The sequence below is a fragment of the Sinorhizobium medicae genome, from assembly GCF_007827695.1.
GTDB lineage: Bacteria > Pseudomonadota > Alphaproteobacteria > Rhizobiales > Rhizobiaceae > Sinorhizobium > Sinorhizobium medicae.
In genome coordinates, this window is sequence record NZ_VITA01000001.1 from 400,431 (window position 1) to 421,289 (window position 20,859).

General features: G+C 62.5%; 15 protein-coding genes and 1 riboswitch. Of the genes, 7 read left to right on the forward strand and 8 right to left on the reverse strand.

The features are described from left to right. Position 1 precedes the first annotated feature (1 nt). From urtC to FB009_RS02085, 6 genes are all read right to left on the reverse strand, one after another. On the reverse strand, positions 2 to 1,168 hold the full coding sequence (gene urtC, locus FB009_RS02060; RefSeq protein WP_011969813.1) for an urea ABC transporter permease subunit UrtC: 1,167 nt from the start codon (positions 1,166 to 1,168) through the stop codon (positions 2 to 4). Continuing rightward, positions 1,165 to 2,778: an urea ABC transporter permease subunit UrtB gene (gene urtB / locus FB009_RS02065; protein WP_024311035.1), complete on the reverse strand. Its 1,614-nt coding sequence runs from the start codon at positions 2,776 to 2,778 to the stop codon at positions 1,165 to 1,167. Before urtB ends, urtC begins: the two co-directional genes overlap by 4 nt. Before the next feature lie 137 nt (positions 2,779 to 2,915). Beyond that, a complete protein-coding gene (gene urtA / locus FB009_RS02070; RefSeq protein WP_011969811.1) occupies positions 2,916 to 4,208 on the reverse strand; it encodes an urea ABC transporter substrate-binding protein in 1,293 nt (430 codons plus the stop codon). 208 nt (positions 4,209 to 4,416) lie between these two features. Next, the gene (locus FB009_RS02075; RefSeq protein WP_011969810.1) at positions 4,417 to 4,866 is read right to left on the reverse strand and encodes a GFA family protein; all 450 of its coding nucleotides are present in this window, start codon (positions 4,864 to 4,866) and stop codon (positions 4,417 to 4,419) included. After that, positions 4,863 to 5,327, reverse strand: a complete 465-nt coding sequence (locus FB009_RS02080) for an SRPBCC family protein (protein ID WP_018012560.1) — start codon at positions 5,325 to 5,327, stop codon at positions 4,863 to 4,865. Before FB009_RS02080 ends, FB009_RS02075 begins: the two co-directional genes overlap by 4 nt. A 31-nt stretch (positions 5,328 to 5,358) precedes the next feature. Further along, complete coding sequence (locus tag FB009_RS02085; protein WP_011969808.1) at positions 5,359 to 5,697, reverse strand: ArsR/SmtB family transcription factor; 339 nt, start codon at positions 5,695 to 5,697, stop codon at positions 5,359 to 5,361. Positions 5,698 to 6,130: 433 nt separating this feature from the next. Here FB009_RS02085 and FB009_RS02090 point away from each other — a divergent pair, with 433 nt between their 5' ends. Together FB009_RS02090 and FB009_RS02095 are read left to right on the forward strand one after the other, a co-directional pair. Next, positions 6,131 to 9,511 (forward strand): hybrid sensor histidine kinase/response regulator, encoded by a 3,381-nt coding sequence (locus tag FB009_RS02090; protein ID WP_101804682.1) that lies wholly within the window; start codon positions 6,131 to 6,133, stop codon positions 9,509 to 9,511. Beyond that, entirely contained in the window at positions 9,498 to 10,427 is a 930-nt protein-coding gene (locus FB009_RS02095) for a response regulator (RefSeq protein ID WP_018012559.1), read from the forward strand. The genes FB009_RS02090 and FB009_RS02095 overlap by 14 nt, the downstream gene beginning before the upstream one ends. Positions 10,428 to 10,519: 92 nt before the next feature. On the opposite strand, the gene FB009_RS02100 is transcribed toward FB009_RS02095, so the two are convergent. Next, positions 10,520 to 11,848: a dicarboxylate/amino acid:cation symporter gene (locus FB009_RS02100; protein ID WP_033042429.1), complete on the reverse strand. Its 1,329-nt coding sequence runs from the start codon at positions 11,846 to 11,848 to the stop codon at positions 10,520 to 10,522. A 230-nt stretch (positions 11,849 to 12,078) separates the two neighbouring features. On the opposite strand from FB009_RS02100, the gene FB009_RS02105 reads away from it, so the two are divergent. Both FB009_RS02105 and FB009_RS02110 read left to right on the forward strand, forming a co-directional pair. After that, entirely contained in the window at positions 12,079 to 13,941 is a 1,863-nt protein-coding gene (locus FB009_RS02105; protein ID WP_011969804.1) for a sensor histidine kinase, read from the forward strand. A gap of 3 nt (positions 13,942 to 13,944) precedes the next feature. Beyond that, on the forward strand, positions 13,945 to 15,303 hold the full coding sequence (locus tag FB009_RS02110) for a sigma-54-dependent transcriptional regulator (RefSeq protein WP_018210037.1): 1,359 nt from the start codon (positions 13,945 to 13,947) through the stop codon (positions 15,301 to 15,303). Positions 15,304 to 15,444: 141 nt separating this feature from the next. Here the strand turns inward: FB009_RS02110 and FB009_RS02115 are convergent, their stop codons facing one another. After that, complete coding sequence (locus FB009_RS02115) at positions 15,445 to 17,448, reverse strand: hypothetical protein (RefSeq protein ID WP_024311036.1); 2,004 nt, start codon at positions 17,446 to 17,448, stop codon at positions 15,445 to 15,447. A 195-nt stretch (positions 17,449 to 17,643) separates the two neighbouring features. Continuing rightward, positions 17,644 to 17,755: riboswitch (TPP riboswitch) on the forward strand. Between the two features lie 98 nt (positions 17,756 to 17,853). Between FB009_RS02115 and thiC the strand changes: the two genes are divergently transcribed. Genes thiC through thiS form a run of 3 tightly spaced genes read left to right on the forward strand, consistent with a single transcriptional unit; the run spans position 17,854 to position 20,859 of the window. Further along, a complete protein-coding gene (gene thiC, locus FB009_RS02120; RefSeq protein WP_018210039.1) occupies positions 17,854 to 19,686 on the forward strand; it encodes a phosphomethylpyrimidine synthase ThiC in 1,833 nt (610 codons plus the stop codon). A 1-nt stretch (position 19,687) separates the two neighbouring features. After that, positions 19,688 to 20,665: a glycine oxidase ThiO gene (gene thiO, locus FB009_RS02125; RefSeq protein WP_024311038.1), complete on the forward strand. Its 978-nt coding sequence runs from the start codon at positions 19,688 to 19,690 to the stop codon at positions 20,663 to 20,665. Next, on the forward strand, positions 20,662 to 20,859 hold the full coding sequence (gene thiS, locus FB009_RS02130) for a sulfur carrier protein ThiS (RefSeq protein WP_018012553.1): 198 nt from the start codon (positions 20,662 to 20,664) through the stop codon (positions 20,857 to 20,859). The genes thiO and thiS overlap by 4 nt, the downstream gene beginning before the upstream one ends.

The following is a 20,859-nucleotide window of genomic DNA, read 5'->3' on the forward strand; positions in this document are numbered from 1 at the left end:
ATCACTCCGCAGCCATCGGCTTGGCGTCCTCAAGGTCCGTCTGTTCATCTTCCTTCCGGGCCGCAGCGCGGGCTTGGCGACGTCGCGCGAGATGGTGCTGGGCGGTCCCGACCACGCCCTTCGGCAGGAACAGGGTAACGAGCACGAAGAGCCCGCCAAGCGCGAAAAGCCAGAATTCCGGAAAGGCGGCGGTGAAAATGCTCTTGCCGCCATTGACGAGGATTGCGCCGACGATCGGCCCGATCAGCGTGCCGCGCCCGCCGACGGCAGTCCATATGACCACCTCGATCGAATTGGCGGGCGCGAACTCCCCTGGGTTGATGATGCCTACCTGCGGCACGTAGAGCGCACCGGCGATACCCGCCATCATCGCCGAGACGGTGAAGGCGAAGAGCTTCATGTGCTCGACTCGATAGCCCAGAAACCGTGTGCGGCTTTCCGCATCGCGCAGAGCCACAAGGACCTTTCCGAATTTCGAACCGACGATTCCCGAGGTAACGACGAGCGAACCGGCGAGCGCCAGTGCGGAGGCGGCAAAGAGCGCGGCACGCGTGCCGTCCGCCTGTATGTTGAAGCCGAGAATGTCCTTGAAGTCCGTCAGACCGTTATTGCCGCCGAAGCCCATGTCGTTGCGGAAGAAGGCGAGCAGCAGCGCGTAGGTCATCGCTTGGGTGATGATCGAAAGATAGACGCCGTTGACGCGCGAGCGGAACGCGAACCAGCCGAAGACGAAGGCCACGAGGCCCGGCACCAGGATGACCATCAGCGCCGCGAACCAGAACATGTCGAAGCCGTACCAGAACCAGGGTAGTTCCTTCCAATTGAGGAACACCATGAAGTCCGGCAGAAGCGGGTTGCCGTAGGAGCCGCGCGCGCCGATCTGACGCATCAGATACATGCCCATGGCATAGCCGCCAAGGGCGAAGAAGGCAGCGTGCCCGAGCGAGAGGATACCGCAGAAACCCCAGACGAGATCGAGCGCCAGCGCCAGGAGCGCATAGGTCAGGTATTTGCCGAAGAGCGAGACCATATAGGTCGGCACGTGAAGCGGGTGGTCCGGTGCGGTCAGGAGATTGAGCGCGGGAACAATGACGGCCAGCAAAAGCAGGATCGCGACAGCGACGGCGATCGTCCGATCGAGAGATTTGACGAGAAACGAGGTGATCATGCTTCCACCGCCCGGCCCTTGAGTGCGAAGAGCCCGCGCGGCCGCTTCTGAATGAAGAGGATGATCAGCACGAGCACCAATATCTTGCCGAGCACGGCTCCGGCATAAGGCTCGAGGAACTTGTTGAGGATGCCCAGCGAAAATGCTCCGACGAGCGTGCCCCAGAGATTGCCGACCCCACCGAAAACCACGACCATGAAGCTGTCGATGATGTAACCCTGCCCGAGGTTCGGCGAAACATTGTCGATCTGCGAAAGTGCGACGCCCGCGATGCCCGCGATACCGGAACCGAGTGCGAAGGTGAGCGCATCAACGAGAGGCGTTCGGATGCCCATGGAGGAGGCCATGCGCCGGTTCTGCGTCACGGCGCGCATCTGCAGGCCCATCGGCGTCTTCTTGAGGAGGAACAGGAGCGCGGCGAAGACGGCCAGCGCGAAGACGATAATCCAGAGGCGGTTCCAGGTAATCGTCAGTCCTCCGGGCTCGAAAGCGCCGGACATCCAGAAGGGGTTGCCGACTTCGCGGTTGGTGGGTCCGAAGATCGTCCGCACCGACTGCTGCAGGATCAGCGATATGCCCCAGGTAGCGAGCAGCGTTTCGAGCGGACGCCCGTAGAGGAAGCGAATGACACCGCGCTCAAGCACGAGACCCACGGTGCCGGTGAATAAAAAGGCGAGCGGCAGCGCGATCGCCAGTGACCACTCGAAGAGGTGGGGAAAGGAGGTCCGTACGACATCCTGAACGAGGAAGGTCGTATAGGCACCGAGCATCACCATCTCGCCATGCGCCATGTTGATGATGCCCATGACGCCGAAGGTGATTGCAAGCCCGATCGCCGCAAGCAGCAGCACAGAGCCGAGCGAAAGTCCGTACCAGACGTTCTGGCCTGCATTCCAGAACTCTTGCGCCTGTTCTATGCTGGCGATGGCTGCCTCGATATCCTGCTCAAGGCCGTTCTCGGCGGAACCGAGTGCAGCGGAAAGGACCGGCAACGCCTCGCGGCCGCCGTTTTCCCTAAGCAGCCGCACCGCCTCCTTCTTCTCTTCAATCGGCCGGTCGGAAGCAAGCAGCATCGCCGCGCGCGCCTGTTCAAGGACCGTGCGAACGGCTTCGTCCTTCTCGGCAACCAGCGCATTTTCGACGGCGTCAAGCGCGTCGACATCCGGCGTTTGCAGCACGGATTGCGCGGCCTTGAGGCGCTGAGCGCGATCGGGGCTGAGCAGCGTCAAACCGCCAAGGGCCGCGCGAACGGCGCGGCGCACGCTGTTGTTCACCTTGATCTTCGACATCGCCGCCTTGGGCGTTTCGCCGGCGCTTTCGCCTGAGATAGGGTCGATGAGTGCAAGGTTCGAACCGCTCTCTTTGGTGAGAAAGACCTGGCCGTCTGTCTTGCGGGCATAGAGGTTGCCCGCGCCGAGCGCATCGAGAATCGCGACGACTTCAGGCTCTCCGGTCTTTGCCAGGGCGGCTATATGCTCATCCATCGCGGAAAGTTTCGCCTCGCCGAGCGCGTTCACCAGATTGCGCAGTCCCTCTGCTGCGCGAAGACCCTGCGGCATCGCGGCGAAAAGGAACAACATGGCCAGAACGGTTTGGATGATGCGGTACATGCGTTTCTCACTCTTGGAGTCCTCCGTCCGAAGAAAAGTCCCGGACGGAGGGTAATTCCAGCTGGCGGCTCATCATGAAATGGAGTGGGATGCGGCCCGACCTGGGCCGCTCGCCTGAAAAGTCTTTCGTGATAAAATCAGGAACCTTTGCCGCCGCACTTTCCTGTGGCAACATTGAAGTTGCCGCATGACATGGGCGCGCGCCAATCGGAAATCAGGTCCTTCGAGTCCGGCAGATAGTCCGACCATTCGTCGCCGAGGACGAGGCCGGGCGTTTCCCAGACTGTTTCGAACTGGCCGTCAGACTGGATCTCGCCGATCAGCACCGGCTTGGTGATATGGTGGTTCGGCATCATGGTGGAATAACCGCCCGAAAGGTTCGGCACCGACACGCCGATCATCGCGTCGAGCACGGCATCCGTGTCGGTGGTCCCGGCCTTCTCGACTGCCTTCAGCCACATGTTGAAGCCGATATAATGGGCTTCCATCGGGTCGTTTGTGACCCGCTTGTCGTTTTTGGTATAAGCCTTCCAGGTTTCGATGAACGCGGCATTGGCCGGACTGTCGACCGACTGGAAATAGTTCCACGCGGCAAGATGCCCGACGAGCGGACCGGTATCGAGGCCCGCAAGCTCCTCCTCGCCGACCGAGAAGGCCACGACCGGGATGTCCTCGGCTTTGACGCCCTGGTTCGCGAGCTCCTTGTAGAAGGGCACATTGGCGTCGCCGTTGATCGTCGAGACGACCGCCGTCTTCTTCCCGGCGGAGCCGAACTTCTTGATATCGGAGACGATCGTCTGCCAGTCGGAATGACCGAATGGCGTGTAGTTGATCATGATGTCCTCAGGCTTGACGCCCTTTGAGATGAGGTAGGCCTCGAGGATCTTGTTTGTCGTGCGCGGATAGACATAGTCGGTACCGGCGAGCACCCAGCGCTCGACTTCCTCGTTTTCCATCAGGTAGTCCACCGCGGGGATCGCCTGCTGATTAGGAGCGGCGCCCGTGTAGAAGACGTTGCGCTGGCTCTCTTCGCCTTCGTACTGGACGGGATAGAAGAGGATCGAGTTCAGCTCTTCGAAGACCGGCAATACGGATTTGCGCGACACCGATGTCCAGCAGCCGAAGACGGCGGAGACCTTGTTGACGGAAACGAGCTCACGGGCCTTCTCGGCGAAGAGCGGCCAGTCCGAGGCCGGATCGACGACGACCGCTTCAAGCTTCTTGCCGAGCACGCCGCCCTTCTTGTTCTGCTCCTCGATCAGCATCAGCATTGCGTCTTTGAGCGTCGTTTCGGATATCGCCATGGTTCCCGAAAGCGAGTGCAGGATGCCGACCTTGATCGTGTCCTCCGCCGCGAAGGCGCCGTTGAACGCGGTCGTCGAAAGGACGGCGGCTAGGAATGCGCCTGTAACGCGTGCCCTGATAGTCATATGATTGATCCCCTCTAGTTCTGGTCGCTGCAACCGAGTGTTTGTTTTGCTTGGCGGTTGCTTGAGGGATCATCGGGCAGTCACGTTGCACTGCACATACGTCATTCTACGTAGGCGTTGGGGGGAAGAAGGAAGCTGGACTTCGACCGGCGATGTTTCCGCCGCGGATCCGGATCGCTCCGCGGCAGACGCTGCCCGGTGCGCCGCCTCACAAATAGCCGGTCACCGCCGGCGAGCGGTCCCAGGCATCGTGCCGGCCGTCTTCATAGACCACTGGGGCACTCGCCAGTTCCTCGTCTGTCGCGTCGTCGAGACAGGTTATATTGACTGCGTGGAACGGCCCTCCCAGGATTTCGAAATCGGCGCTGGCAAACGGATGGACGCCGCAATGGCGGCAGAACACGTGCCGGATCATGCGCTCGCCGAAACGGTATTCCGCCAAAGCCTCTTCGCCGGAAAGCAACGAAAAGTCCTCAGGCGTGACGAACACTTTCCAGAAGCGCGTCTTCAGGCAGGAGGAGCAATTGCAGCGGAAGGTTGTCGTCCACCATACGCCCGGCCGCGGCGCCGTGGAGCGTTTTCCCTCGGGCGCGAGATCGAGGTTCGCGGAGAAGCGCACCGCGCCGCAGTGGCAGCTTCCGTGATAAGCCTTCTTCATTGCACTTCCTCCTTCCGGGCAGCGACATAGTCGGCAAGCCGATCGATGCACTCGCTCCAGCCCTCCGCGTGCGAATCGCGGCTCTCGACGCTCGTGAACGGCGTCTGATGGAAGGTGAGAGCTGTGCCACCCGACACATCCTCGAAGGTAACCGTAATCAGCGTGTCGATGGCGCCTTCCTCTTCCCAGGCGAAACTGAAGACGATTCGATTTGGCTGCTCGATCTCGCGATAGATGCCGTGCGCCCAGTAGTCCTGTCCCTCCGGCGCGCGGATGCAACAACGCCAGGCGCCGCCCTTACGGAAATCCGTCGTCATCGCAGCAACGGTGAAGTCTTTCGGCCCCCACCAACGCGAAAGGTGTTCCTGTGTGGTCCAGACCTTGAAGACGAGATCACGCGGCGCGTTGACGACGCGCGTAATGGTAAGAGCGTTCTCCTCCTTCAGAGACGATGCATTCATTGTCTTCTCCTTGCGGTTGCGCGAACCCGATTCACTCGTGATCCGACTTCTCGTTGCGCTGCAGTTCATCAAGATAGCTGTCCAGTCGATCGAAGCCATGCGTCCAGAAATCACGGTATCGTTCGATCCAATCGGCAATTCCCTTCAACGGCGCTGCCTCTAGCCGGCAGGGCCGCCACTGGGCGTTGCGCCCGCGCGAAATCAGTCCCGCGCGTTCCAATACCTTCAGATGCTTGGAAACCGCCGGCAGGCTCATGTCGAAAGGCGCTGCAAGTTCGTTCACCGTCGCCTCGCCGGCGGCAAGACGAGCAATGATGGCACGACGGGTCGGATCGGCCAATGCCGACAAGGTGCTGCTGAGCGGGTCCATATCCTTAACCGATAGGTTAATTAACTTTTTGGTTTATTGCAGCAGAGGGCAATTCTGTCAAGGGCAGCCGTTAAGTGACGGCGCGGTCGCCGCAGAGCGCCTGGCATGCAACGGCGCAGCTCTTCCACACTCACCACGCCCTGTTGGCAGAGTATTGAAAGGATTCTCGCATGTCGCTGTTACTTGACTGTTTGATCTCCTCTGCCCGGCAGGTTTCCCCAGTCCTCCCGTCAATCTCAAGGGACTCAGGAGCGCAACCGTCCTCACACGGAGAGCACTCGATACTATTCGATCAAAACGATCAGACGGCACACGCCGTGACACACCGCAGCGAACTCGTTTCCGCCGACAATAGGACGTGCTTCGCGCCGCACGTCCGTGTTACGACATGAGCGGCCGGCAATTGACCGGCGCTGCGAGATGACGAGGGACCATGGCGGCACGCCAGCGCATCATTCCCGTTCGAAGAGAATATAATCGCTGGGTCGCCGACCAGACGCTCGAAGACTATGCGCTGCGCTTTACCGCAAAGAGCGCGCGGCGCTTCTCCTCCGCGCGCATTTCACAGACGGCGATCGGCGCGATCTCATTCCTGGCGCTGGAAGCTATCGGCGGCGCCATCACCATGTCCTACGGCACCACCAACGCGATCGTCGCGACCCTCGTCGCAAGCCTGATGATCCTTATCGTCGGCCTGCCGATCAGCCGCTATGCCATCCGACATGGCGTCGACATAGACCTTCTGACGCGCGGCGCGAGCTTCGGCTATATCGGCTCGACGATAACCTCGCTCATCTATGCGAGCTTCACCTTCATCCTCTTCGCAATAGAAGCCTCGATCATGTCCGGCGCGCTGGAGCTGGCGCTCGGGGTCCCGCTCTGGGCCGGCTACATCGTCAGCGCCGTCGTGGTGATCCCGCTGGTCACCCATGGCGTCCGACTGATCAGCCGGTTTCAGCTCGTCACGCAGCCCTTCTGGATCGTGTTGAACATCCTTCCCTTCGCCTTCATCGCGCTCGCGGACTGGGAGAAGGTGGGCCTGTGGCTCGCCTATGCGGGCATTCATCACACTTCGGGTCCCTCCGGCACCGTCGCGCCCTTCGATCTCATCGAGTTCGGCGCGGCTTCCGCGGTCATCTTCGCGCTGATGGCGCAGATCGGCGAACAGGTGGATTTCCTGCGCTTTCTGCCGCCCGACGGTCAGCGGAAGCTCCGCCACCGCATAGCGGTCTTTCTCGCCGGCTCCGGCTGGGTCATCGTCGGCGCGCCGAAGCTGCTTGCCGGATCCTTCCTGGTCGTCCTGGCGCTCAGCGCCGGCGTGCCTTCCACCAGAGCCGCAGATCCGGCGCAAATGTACTACACGGCCTTCGGCTATATCGTCCCATACGAGACGGCAGCCCTCCTGCTGATGGCAGCCTTCGTCGTCGTTTCACAGCTCAAGATCAACGTGATGAACGCCTATGCCGGGTCGCTCGCCTGGTCGAACTTCTTTTCGCGCCTCACCCACAGCCATCCGGGCCGGGTGATCTGGCTGGTCTTCAACGTGGCGATCGCACTCCTCCTGATGGAACTTGGCATCTATCGGCTTCTCGAGGAGACGCTCGGCATCTTTTCGATCATTGCCATGGCCTGGCTCTGCACGATCTCGGCCGATTTGTTCGTCAACAAGCCGCTCGGCCTGGCGCCGGCCGGCATCGAGTTCAAACGCGCCCATCTCTATGACATCAATCCCGTCGGGCTCGGCACCATGGGCGTGTCGACGCTGTTCGCTCTGGTCGCGCATTTCGGCGCGATGGGCGAGATCGCAAGCTCGCTCGCTCCCTTTATCGCGCTCGCCACGGCCTTCCTCGTCTCGCCGCTGATCGCCTGGTGGACGGAGGGGAAATTCTACCTTGCCCGCAAGCCGCGCAAGAGCTGGTTCTCCGAGAGCGAGATCACCTGCTCAATCTGCGAGCACCCGTTCGAACCGGAGGACATGGCCTGGTGCCCGGCTTATGCGGCGCCGATCTGTTCGCTCTGCTGCTCGCTCGACGGCCGCTGCCATGACATGTGCAAACCGAAGGCGCGACTGAGCTTTCAGATCGCGACTGTAGCCAAGGCACTGCTGCCCGAAACGGTCGTCGCAAAACTTGCGACGCGGCTCGGCCGCTACGCCATCGCGGCGGTGATCTCCATCACCGGTATCGGAGCGATCCTCGCGATGATCGCGCACCAGACTACCGCCGCTTCTCCCGAAACCGCCGCCGTGGTCGAGCGTACCGTTGCCATCGTCTTTTTTGTTTTCGCCATCCTCGCCGGCATCGTGTCCTGGTTCTACGTGCTTGCCCATGACAGCCGTGTCGTCGCGGAAGAAGAATCCTCGCGGCAGAACACGGCTCTCCTGAAGGAGATAGCGGCCCACAAGAAGACCGACGCGGCACTGCAGGACGCGAAAGAGCGGGCGGAGGCGGCCAACCGTGCGAAGAGCCGCTATGTCGTGGGGCTGAGTCACGAGTTGCGAACGCCGCTCAATGCGGTGCTCGGCTACGCCCAGATCCTCGAACGCGACGAGACGATACCGCCGTCGCGACAGAACGCAATCAAAGCGATAAGGCGCAGCGCCGACCATCTCTCCGGACTGATCGATGGGCTGCTCGACATATCCAAGATCGAAGCCGGCAAGCTGCAGGTCTATTCCAACGAGATCAATATCCAGGATTTCCTCGACCAGATCGTCGACATGTTCCGTCCGCAGGCGCAGGCCAAGGGGATCACCTTCGAACACAGCCGCGCGGCGGCGCTGCCGCAATATGTGCGAACGGACGACAAGCGCCTGCGGCAAATCCTCGTCAATCTGCTTTCCAATGCCTTGAAGTTCACGGAACGGGGCCACATCCGCTTCGACGTCGCTTATCGCAGTCAGGTCGCGAGTTTTACGGTCGAAGACAGCGGCCGCGGCATCAGCGAGAGGGATCTGCCGAAGATCTTCGAACCATTCCAGCGCGGCGAAGCGGAATATCGCATGCCGGGCCTCGGCCTGGGCCTGACGATCACGCGCCTTCTCACCCAGACGCTCGGTGGCGAAATCTCCGTCACCAGCGAGAGGGATAAGGGCACGGTCTTCAAGGTGCGGCTTATGCTCTCCGCAGTAGACCGTCCGGCCGCGCGCAAGGACGCGGTGCGCAAGATCAGGTCCTACCAGGGACCGCACCGCGCGATCGTCGTGGTCGACGACAATCCCGAGCACCGCGAGCTGATGCGCGAAGTACTGACGCCGCTCGATTTCACCGTCATCCCCGCGGCGAGCGGAGCGGATTGCCTGACGCTCATCGAAGACACGAAACCGGATCTGTTCCTGATCGACATATCCATGCCCGGAATGAACGGCTGGGACTTGGTGACGCGGCTGAGGGAGGCCGGCCAGACAGCGCCGGCAATCATGCTTTCGGCCAATATCGGCGACGGTTCGGCTGCCGGCGCCTTCGGCCATAACGATACGCTTGCCAAACCCTTCCGTGTCCGCCAGCTCACCGACAAGCTCGCGATTCAGCTCGGCCTCGAATGGATCTACGACGACGGGCCCAAGGAAACGCGTGGACCGGACAAGGCCGGTGCAGTCATAAGCCCCGGCAATCATCACATCCGGGAATTGATCGAACTCGGCGAAATCGGCTACGTGAGGGGCATCGAAGCGAAACTGACGGAGATCGCCCTGAACCCGGATAACCGAGCCTTCGCCGAGGAAGCGCGCGCCTATGTCCAGGCATTCGACCTTTCGGGTTACGACGCTTTTCTGAAACGCCTGCTCGCCGGGGAGGCGAATGCCCGTGCCTGAGGCAGCGAACGCCCGCGACATCGTTCTCCTCGTCGACGATTCACCGGAGGCCCTCGGCTTCCTGACCGAGGCACTGGAACAGTCCGGCTTCTCCGTTCTGATCGCCACCTCCGGCAATGCGGCGCTCAACATCGCCGATCGCATCACGCCGGATATCATCCTGCTCGACGCGGTCATGCCCGGCATGGACGGCTTTGACACTTGCGCGCGGTTGAAGGCGAATGCGTCGGTCGCCCAGGTCCCGGTGGTTTTCATGACCGGCCTCACCGAGACGGAGCACGTGGTGCGGGCGCTTGAATCCGGCGGTGTCGATTATCTCACCAAGCCGATCAATATCGACGAGTTGCGCGCCCGCATACGCGTCCACCTTTCCAATGCGCGCTCCGCGCAGAGCGCCCGCGTCGCACTCGACGCTGCCGGCCGGCATCTGCTGGCCGTGCGCGGCGATGGCACGGTGCGCTGGTCTACGCCGCAGGCGACCCGCCTCGTCAACGCTGCCACGGGCAGCGACGACGGTCTCTTCTTCGTCGCCGGGCGTATCGCCGAATGGATGCGGGAAAGGGAAAAAGGCACCGGAGAAAGGCACGGGAGTTTCACCCTGCAGCGCGCAGCGCAGACCGGCTTGCAGATCTCCTATCTCGGGGCGATCGGCGCCAACGAATTTCTCTTCCGCCTGACGGCCGAGAACGGCATGAGCGACGACGAAACCCTGCGCCAGCATTTCCAGCTTACCCCGCGCGAGTCCGAGGTGCTGCTGTGGATTGCCAAGGGAAAATCCAACCGGGACATCGGAGAGATTCTCGGACTGAGCTCGCGCACCGTCACCAAGCATCTCGAACAGATCTATGTGAAGCTCGGCGTTGAAAACCGGGCGTCCGCCGCCGTCAAGGCGACCCAGGTGCTGCACGGGATTTGATTTGATCGGCAGGCGGCCCGCAAAAGCGCGGCCTGGAGAAAACCAGACCGCGCCAACCGCACCAGCGTGCAGTCTCGCCTCAAGATGCAAGTTTACTCGGCGGGCTGAACGACGACCGCAGGAATGGTTTCAACCTGCATTTCGCCGCCAAGCGCGGCGGAAAGCTGCGCCTGATCAAGCTCGCCTTCCCACTTCGCCACCACTATCGTCGCAACCGCGTTGCCGACGAAGTTGGTGAGCGCCCGGCACTCCGACATGAAGCGGTCGATGCCGAGGATCAGCGCCATGCCGGCCACCGGCACGGAGGGAACGACCGAGAGCGTTGCGGCAAGTGTGATGAAGCCCGCGCCGGTGATGCCGGCCGCACCCTTCGAACTCAGCATCGCGACGAGGAGCAGCAGGATCTGGTCGCCGTATGAGAGCGGCGTATCGGTCGCCTGGGCGATGAAGAGGGCCGCAAGCGTCATGTAGATATTGGTGCCGTCCAGGTTGAAGGAATAGCCGGTCGGAATGACGAGACCGACGACCGAGCGTTTGCAGCCGGCCTTCTCCATCTTGTTCATGAGGCCCGGAAGAGCCGCCTCCGAGGAGGATGTCCCGAGCACCAGCAGCAGTTCCTCCTTGATGTAGCGCACGAGCGAGAGGATCGAGAAGCCGTTATAGCGCGCCACCGCGCCGAGCACGACGAAGACGAAGAGGAACGACGTCAGATAGAAGGTGCCGATCAGCATGGCGAGGTTGGCGATCGAGGCGATGCCGTACTTGCCAATGGTGAAGGCCATGGCGCCGAAAGCACCGATCGGGGCCGCCTTCATCAGGATAGCCACCAATCGGAAGATCGGAAGCGTCAGGGCCTGCAGGAAATCGACGACGGGCTCGGCCTTCTTGCCGACGATCGCCAGCGAGATGCCGAAGAGCACCGAAATGAACAGGACCTGCAGAATGTCCCCCTCGGCGAAGGCCCCGACGAGCGTCGTCGGAATGATGTTCATCAGGAAACCGGTGATCGACTGCTCATGTGCTTTCTGGGCATAGGTCGCGACCGCCTTCGCATCCAGCGAAGCCGGATCGATATGCATGCCGGCGCCCGGCTGCACGAGATTGGCGACGACGAGGCCGACGAGAAGCGCGAGAGTGGAGAATGCCAGGAAGTAGATCATGGCCTTGCCGGCGACGCGGCCGACCTTGGCCAGATCGGTCATCCCGGCAATACCGGTCGCCACCGTCAGGAAGATCACCGGCGCAATGATCATCTTGACCAGCCTGATGAAGGCGTCGCCGAGCGGTTTGAGCTGCGTCCCGATATCGGGATAGAAATGGCCGAGCAGAATGCCCGCGGCAATCGCCGCCAGCACCTGGACGTAGAGATGGCGATAAAGGGGCGTCTTGCCGCGGACCTCAGCGGAATGTTCGATGATCATGATGTCCTCCACGTGACAGGCCCAGTCCGGCAACATGCCGGGCCTCCCGGGCCGCTTTCCGAAGATCGACAGCAACGGCTGCCTGTGGAGCTGGCCAGCAACATGCGTGCCAGTTTGCCGGGAAAGCGCCATGCAATTGAATTGATGAAGCTTTCCACGACAGGGCCTCGGGCTCTACCGAGTGTCTGTGCGGATTTCCGCACAGGATCTCTGGCGGGTTGAGCGAGAATATGCACAATACCGGCATGAGCAAACACGCAGACATGGAAGATCCGGCGGCGCTTCGCAGCCGCGCCCGTCGATCCTGGCTCGTGTTTGCGGCCGTCGCCCTGGTCCTCGTCGCTGCCGGCCTCCTTTTTGCCCGCGACTACGGGCGGTCACGGGCCCTCTTCAGCCTTGCCGGTCAAAGCCGGATCGACGCCAGCCTCAAAGCCTCGCTTCTCCGGGCGGTCGTGGAGCGGCAGCGCGCCCTTCCGCTGGTTCTCGCCGACGACGCGGCCATTCGTGGCGCGCTGCTTACCCCGGATCGGCAATCGCTGGACCGGATCAACCGCAAGCTCGAAGGTTTGGCGACGAGCGCCGAAGCGGCGGTCATCTACCTCATCGACCGGAACGGCACCGCCATCGCCGCCAGCAATTGGCGGGATTCCACCAGCTTCGTCGGAAACGATTATGCCTTCCGCGATTATTTCCGGCTCGCCATGCGCGACGGCATGGCCGAGCATTTCGCCATGGGCACAGTAAGCAAACGGCCCGGGCTCTATATCTCCCGTCGCGTCGCTGGGCCCGGTGGCCCGCTGGGGGTGATCGTTGCCAAGCTCGAATTCGACGGAGTCGAGGCGGATTGGCAGGCCTCCGGCAAGCCGGCCTATGTCACCGACCGGCGCGGCATCGTCCTCATCACCAGCATGCCCTCCTGGCGCTTCATGACGACCAAGCCGATCGCGCGGGAGCGCCTTGCCCCAATTCGTGAAAGCCTGCAATTCGGTGACGCACCGCTGTTGCCGCTCCCCTTCCGCAAGGTCGAGGCGCGGCCCGATGGCTCCTCCACCCTCGACGCCCTGCTGCCGGGCGAGGCGAACGCAGCCTTTCTGCGCGTCGAGACAATGGTGCCGTCGACGAACTGGCGCCTCGAGCAATTGTCGCCGCTGAAAGCGCCGCTTGCCGCCGGAGCACGCGAAGCGCAGCTCATCACGCTTGCCGCGCTGGTGCCGCTTCTGGGGCTGGCGGCATACCTCCTGCGCCGGCGCCAGGTGATCGCCATGCGCAGCGCCGAGGAGCGGCTCGCCCGCAGCAAACTCGAGACAAGCGTCGAGGAACGGACGCGCGATCTCCGCATGGCACGCGACCGGCTCGAAACCGAAATCGCCGATCACCGTCAGACCACCGAGAAATTGCAGGCAGTCCAGCAGGACCTCGTCCAGGCAAACCGGCTGGCGATCCTCGGCCAGGTCGCAGCCGGCGTCGCCCATGAGATCAACCAGCCTGTCGCCACCATCCGCGCCTATGCGGACAATGCCCGCACATTTCTCGAGCGCGGTCAGAGCGCCACCGCAGCCGAAAACATGGAGAGCATCGCCGAACTCACCGAGCGCGTCGGCGCCATTACCGACGAACTTCGTCGCTTCGCCCGCAAGGGTCATTTCGCCGCCGGGCCGACCGCGATGAAGGATGTGATCGAGGGAGCGCTCATGCTGCTCCGCAGCCGTTTTGCCGGGCGGATGGACGCAATCCGCATCGATCTGCCGCCGGATGGCCTTCAGGTATTCGGCAATCGCATCCGGCTGGAGCAGGTCCTGATCAACCTGCTGCAGAACGCGCTCGAGGCGATCGGCGACAGCGGGAATGGCGCGATCAAAGTGTCGTGCGAGGAAACGGCCACCGCCGTAACGCTCACCGTCGCCGACAACGGTCCGGGGATTCCGGCCGATGTCCGCGAAGAGCTGTTCACGCCCTTCAACACCTCGAAGGAAGACGGGCTTGGTCTCGGCCTGGCAATCTCCAAGGAGATCGTCTCCGACTATGGCGGCACGATCGAGGTCGCGAGCAGCCCGTCCGGAACGACATTTATCGTAAATCTCATGAAGGCATGAGCGATGAGAGCAGCTCCAACCGTGTTCCTGATCGATGACGACCGCGATCTTCGCAAGGCGATGCAGCAGACACTGGAGCTTGCAGGCTTCACCGTCTCGCCCTTTGCCAGCGCGGCGGAGGCGCTCGGAGAACTCACCGCCGACTTCGCGGGCGTCGTCATCAGCGATATCCGCATGCCGGGGATGGACGGGCTTACGCTGTTCCGCAAGGTTCTGGCGCTGGACCCGGATCTGCCCATGATCCTTGTTACCGGGCACGGCGACATACCGATGGCGGTGCAGGCGATCCAGGACGGCGCCTATGATTTCATCGCCAAACCCTTTGCCGCCGACCGGCTCGTTCAGAGCGCAAGGCGTGCCGAGGAGAAACGGCGGCTCGTCATGGAAATCCGTGCGCTTCGCCGCACGGCCGAAGCCGCCTCCGAGGGCCTGCCGCTGATCGGTCAGACGCCGGCGATGGAGCGGCTGCGCCAGACCCTGAAGCACATCGCCGATACCGATGTCGACGTGCTGGTCGCCGGCGAGACGGGCAGTGGCAAGGAGGTCGTGGCGACGCTGCTGCACCACTGGAGCCGGCGCAGGAGCGGCAATTTCGTTGCCCTCAATTGCGGCGCTCTGCCGGAAACGGTGATCGAGAGCGAGCTCTTCGGCCACGAGCCCGGGGCGTTTACCGGCGCCGTCAAGAAGCGTATCGGCCGGATCGAGCATGCAAGCGGCGGCACGCTCTTTCTCGACGAAATCGAGGCTATGCCACCGGCAACGCAGGTGAAGATGCTGCGCGTGCTCGAAGCCCGCGAGATCACGCCGCTCGGCACAAATCTGACACGCCCGGTCGACATCCGCGTCGTCGCCGCCGCCAAGGTCGATCTCGGCGACCCAGCCGAACGCGGCGACTTCCGCGAGGATCTCTTCTACCGGCTGAACGTGGTAACGCTCTCGATCCCACCCCTTCGCGAACGCCGCGACGACATTCCGCTCCTCTTCTCCCATTTCCTCGCACGTGCCGCCGAGCGCTTCGGCCGCGATGTGCCGGCGATCCCATCCGCGGTGCGCGATCACCTGGCAGCGCATTCCTGGCCGGGGAACGTGCGCGAGCTTTCCCATTTCGCCGAGCGGGTGGCCCTTGGGGTAGAGGGCACTCTGGGCGCCGCCGCGGCCGCACCCGTTTCAGGCGGTGCGACGCTGCCGGAAAGGCTGGAACGCTATGAAGCGGATATCCTAAAGGAAGCGCTGACAGCCCATCGCGGCGACGTCAGGGAAACGCTGCGGGCCCTCGGCATCCCCCGTAAAACCTTTTACGACAAGCTGCAGCGCCACGGCATCAACCGGACGGACTATGTCAAAGAACGAGGCCCCGCCTGAGCGGATCGTGAAACCGGAAGCGGCGCCTGGAGCGGGATGAGGAAAACTGTGTGCGGTTTTCCGCCCGCATCCCGCGTTTCAGCTCTTTGGAATTGATCACGTTCATGTTTTTAGGGCGATCCGACCCAAAAGCATCGTGATCTATTCCGCCACGGCCTCGATATCGACCCTATCGAGGAGCAGGAGCGGATTTTGCGAAGCGACCGCGAGTTCCAGCGCCCCCAGGCCGCTTGGCGATTTGGACTTGACCGTCAGGGTGAATGTCCCCGGTTTGGCGATGAACTTCGAAACCGCGTCCACCACGTCCTGCAACCGAGGCTCCTCGTCCGCGAATTGCTGCAAGACCACCGACGACGTCATCGTCAGCATGCCACGCGCCTGATCCTCCGTCATGCCGTTTTGTTCGGCATAGGCCTTCAGTCCCTTGGCGGCGAGGCCCTTGTCCTCGATCTCAAGCTCCGCCTCCCGTGCGGTGAGGCCAAAGAGCGCCACGCGCATCTTCGCCTCGTCACCCGAAAAGAAATCGCCGCTCACGCCCCCCATCACGCCGGAGAAGGAAAAGCCGGCAAGGTCTTTTAAGCTCGTGGAGATCTCCTTGATGACGAGTGTCTGCTGCGCCTCGTCCCAGGCCGCTTCGAGACTGGAAGAAAGAACCAGTTCGTCGATGCCCAGCTTGCGAAGCTCGGCCAGCGTCTTTTCCTCGATGTTCGCGGGGACCGGAACGGTCAGATCCTGGTAGCTGACGCGGATGTCGGTGGGTATACCGTTGCGCGGCTTGGTGAGCGCCGCTTCATATTCCTTGAGTGAGAAGCGGACGCGCTCCGCAGTCGAAGGCGATGTTTCGCCGTTCTCCACTGAACCCGGCAGGTCGGCATCAATGCCCGCCAGCCTTACCGTGCCGAATTCGGGCAACAGGGTCGTGAAAGGGAAGCTCTCAAGCTGCTGCTCGTCAAGGGCCACCATCTGTTCCAGAGCTTTGAAAGTGGGGCTCCAGGAAAAGCCGGAAAGGGCCGCTTCGGAGATTTTGAAATGGCTCTCACCTTCCGCCATCGAGAGGCCGTTCAATGTGGCGTCAAGCGTCTGGCCATCCAACTGAATGGCGAGGCGATCCGTGGCAAACTTGATCTTCTTGCCTTTGTCGCCGTCCTTCGCCGGCACCTCCATGTTCAGGCCGAGCATTTCGATGTCGGCCTTTTTCGTCATGTCGATGATCGACAGAATCCGGGTGAAATAGGCCTGGCGCTCCGCAGGAGGCAATTCATCGGGCGCAGAAACCGCGCTCAACGCATTCAGCGTCTCGAGCAGCGGTTGGTCCGTCATGGCCATGCTGATACCACTGCTGCGAATCTCGGCGTAGCCGAAGCGCGCCTCGCCGTCCGAAAACACGATGTCCTTGACCGAGCTCGGTCCGTAAACCGGCTTTGCCTCCTTGTCCTGCGGGCCGGCCTTATCGGTATATAGCCGCGCCAGGTAGGCCGCATCCATATCCTGCACGGTCATCGGTCCAAGGGAGCCGGTCAGGCGCTTCTTCCCGCCGGCCTCTCCGCCGTTGCCGTCCACGCCGAACTCGAAGCTGGCGCCTTCCGCCGAAAAGCGGGACACGCGCCCATCGGCGATGCCTTCCGACACCACGTTCCTGTAGACGAGCTTCTGCTCGCTCCCGCCGACGGTCTGGGTGACGAGGATCTCCGGAGCAACGACGCGCCGCGCCGCAAAAAGCTCTATTCGCTTCGACAACGGCAGATCGCCGCGCCCGCCGAAGATCTCCGTCATCGTGCCATAGCCGAGATTTGCCTCCTCCACGGTCGCCTGCGGGACTTCGACGCTGCCCAGCTTCGTCTTGAGTTGGAGCCCTGCTACTTCGAGCATGCCTTTCAGGAAGAAGATCTCCGGTCGCCCATCAATCGCGGCGATATGAACTTCGAACCCGTCCTTGAGAGGCAGCTTCACGTCGCGCAGATGAATGCGCCCCAGAAAATCCGCTTCGACATTGCCAACCTTGCCGCCCCTTTCGGCGATCATCCCGCTCATGGTCCTTTCGGCGACGATCTTGTAGCCGGTCATGCCCGCGGCTGCGATTGCAATCAACGCGACGGCGGCCCAAAGCGCCGCCCTTTTCCCGGTTCTGGTCTCCGCCTGCCCCACGATTTTCGCCCCTTCGTTACGCGCCTTACGACGCCTGATGTTCGTGGCGCGTGGTTAGAGGCAAAGCGCTCCGCTTGCAAGCATGACGGGAGGTATGCGCATGGTTTTCCTTTGACTTCTCCCTTACTCGCCATCCGATCGTGGCCGGGCATCAGAAACCATCTTGACGCCGCGTCGATTACCGTCCCTAATTACGCCATTCACCAGGGGGGTCCCGGCAAGGGGCTGAGATACTGCTAGAGCGCGCAGTGACCCGTTGAACCTGATCCAGTTCATACTGGCGTAGGGACGGTGCAGACGTGCGACAGCCAGGATCCCGTAGTCCCGCGATCCGTCGGCAATGCGTCTTTCCATCATTCCGGCTTCAGAACTGGGTCTCCAACGCGAAAACTTTGGAGCCTCATTATGAATCTATTCAAGCCTCTCGGCGCGACCCCTTCGGTCACCCAAGGGCCGCTCCCCGCGTCCCGAAAGGTCTACAGGCCGGGCGATATCCATCCCGACATCCGCGTGCCGATGCGCGAGATCACCCTGCATCCGACCTCGGGCGAACCGCCGGTGACCGTATACGACGCCTCCGGACCCTACACGCTTGAGAATGCCGATATCCGCATCGACGCAGGTCTGCCGCGTCTGCGCCACGACTGGATCCTGAAGCGCGGCGATGTGGAAATCTACGAGGGCCGAGCGGTCAAGGCGGAAGATAACGGCTTTGCGAGCGGCGAGCGCCTCACGCCGGAATTCCCGGTGCGCAATCAGCCGCTTCGCGCCAAACCGGGACAAGCGGTCACCCAGATCGCCTATGCCCGCGCCGGCATCATCACACCGGAAATGGAGTTCATCGCCATCCGCGAAAATCTCGGCCGCAAAGCCGCGAAGGAGGTACTCACGCGCGATGGCGAGAGCTTCGGTGCATCGGTCCCCGATTTCGTCACACCGGAATTCGTCCGCCAGGAGGTGGCCGCCGGCCGGGCCATCATTCCGGCCAACATCAACCATCCGGAGTCGGAGCCGATGATCATCGGCCGCAACTTTCTGGTGAAGATCAACGCGAATATCGGCAATTCCGCCGTGACTTCCTCGATGGCCGAGGAAGTCGAGAAGATGGTATGGGCGACCCGCTGGGGCGCCGATACGGTCATGGACCTTTCCACCGGCCGCAACATCCACAATATCCGCGAATGGATCATCCGCAATTCGCCGGTGCCGATCGGCACGGTACCGCTTTACCAGGCACTGGAAAAGGTGAACGGCATTGCCGAGGACCTTTCCTGGGAGGTCTTCCGCGACACGCTGATCGAACAGGCGGAACAGGGCGTAGACTATTTCACCATTCATGCCGGCGTCAGGCTCCACTATATCCCGCTCACCGTCGATCGAGTCACCGGCATCGTCTCGCGCGGCGGATCGATCATGGCCAAGTGGTGTCTGCATCACCACCAGGAGAGCTTCCTCTACGAGCATTTCGAGGAGATCTGCGACATCTGCCGCGCCTATGACGTTTCCTTTTCGCTGGGCGACGGTCTGCGGCCCGGTTCTATCGCCGACGCCAACGACCGGGCGCAGTTCGCCGAACTCGAAACGCTCGGCGAGTTGACGCAGATCGCCTGGGCCAGGGATTGCCAGGTGATGATCGAAGGCCCCGGCCACGTGCCGATGCACAAGATCAAGGAGAACATGGACAAGCAGCTTGCCGTCTGCGGCGAAGCGCCTTTCTACACGCTGGGGCCGCTGACCACCGATATCGCGCCGGGCTACGACCACATCACCTCCGGCATCGGCGCGGCGATGATCGGCTGGTTCGGCACCGCGATGCTCTGCTACGTGACGCCGAAGGAGCATCTGGGCCTTCCCGACCGCAACGACGTCAAGATGGGCGTCATCACCTACAAGATCGCCGCGCATGCCGCCGATCTCGCCAAGGGGCATCCGGCCGCGCGCATCCGTGACGATGCACTGTCGCGCGCCCGCTTCGAGTTCCGCTGGGAGGATCAGTTCAATCTTTCGCTCGACCCGGAGACGGCGCGGAACTTCCATGACGAAACGCTGCCGAAGGAGGCGCACAAGGTCGCGCATTTCTGCTCCATGTGCGGTCCGAAATTCTGTTCGATGCGGATTTCCCACGACATCCGTGCCGAGGCGCAGAAGGAGGGCCTTGAGGCGATGGCAGCGAAATACCGCGACGGCGGCGACCTCTATATGCCGGTCGATGGGAGCGATGCGCCCACTGGAGAATGAGATGCGCGTCCTGATCAGGGGGGCCGGCGTTGCCGGCCTCACCGCCGCACATGAACTTCTGGCGCGCGGCGCCGAGGTAACCGTCATCGAAAATGCCGAGGGCTTTGGACGGGCCGCGTCCTGGTATGCGGGCGGCATGCTGGCGCCGTGGTGCGAACGGGAAAGCGCCGAGGAGGCCGTCCTGACGCGCGGCATCGGCGCCGCCGACTGGTGGGAAGCCGCCCTTCCTGCCGGTTCCGTCCATCGCAACGGCACGCTCGTCGTCGCCCAACCGCGCGACGGAGCCGAACTCAGGCGCTTCGCGGCCCGCACCTCCGGCTTTCGCTGGCTTAACGCGGAGGAGATCGAGGCACTGGAACCGGCGCTCGCCGGCCGCTTCCGGCAGGCGCTGTTCTTTCCGGACGAGGCACACCTCGATCCACGCCGGGCGCTCTCGGCGCTGCGACAAAGACTGGCGGCGCGCGGCGTCACCTTCGTGGCGGAAGAGCCGGACGGTCGCGGGGCCGTGCTCACCGTCGACTGCACCGGTGCGGCAAGGATAGGCGGGATCGACGGGCTGCGGGGCGTGCGAGGCGAGATGCTTTATCTTGAGACCGACGAGGTTTCACTCTCTCGCCCGGTGCGCATGCTGCATCCTCGGATTCCGCTCTATATCGTCCCGCGCAATGGCGGTCTCTTCATGTGCGGGGCAACGATGATCGAGAGCGACGATGCCGGTCCGATCACCACCCGATCACTGATGGAGCTGCTGAACGCCGCCTATGCGATCCATCCTGCTTTTGCCGAGGCCCGCCTTGTGGAGACGGGCACCGGCGTGCGACCGGCTTTTGCCGACAACCTGCCGCGTGCCGTGCGCCGCGAGAGCACGATTACCGTCAACGGCCTCTATCGCCACGGATTCCTCCTGTCACCGGCCATGGCGGGGGATGTGGCGGCGCTGGCCCTTGGCGAGGAGATACCCAGAGGAGATGTTCTATGAAACTGACGATCAATGGCGAAGAACATGAGGTCCAGGCCGGCACACTCGCCGAACTGCTGCAGCAGCTTGAATTCGAGGGCGACTGGCTGGCGACCGCCGTGAACGGCGAGCTTGTCCAGAAAGCCGAGCGGGCCGACCGCCGGCTGCAGGACAGCGACCGGATAGAAGTCCTGTCGCCGATGCAGGGAGGTTGA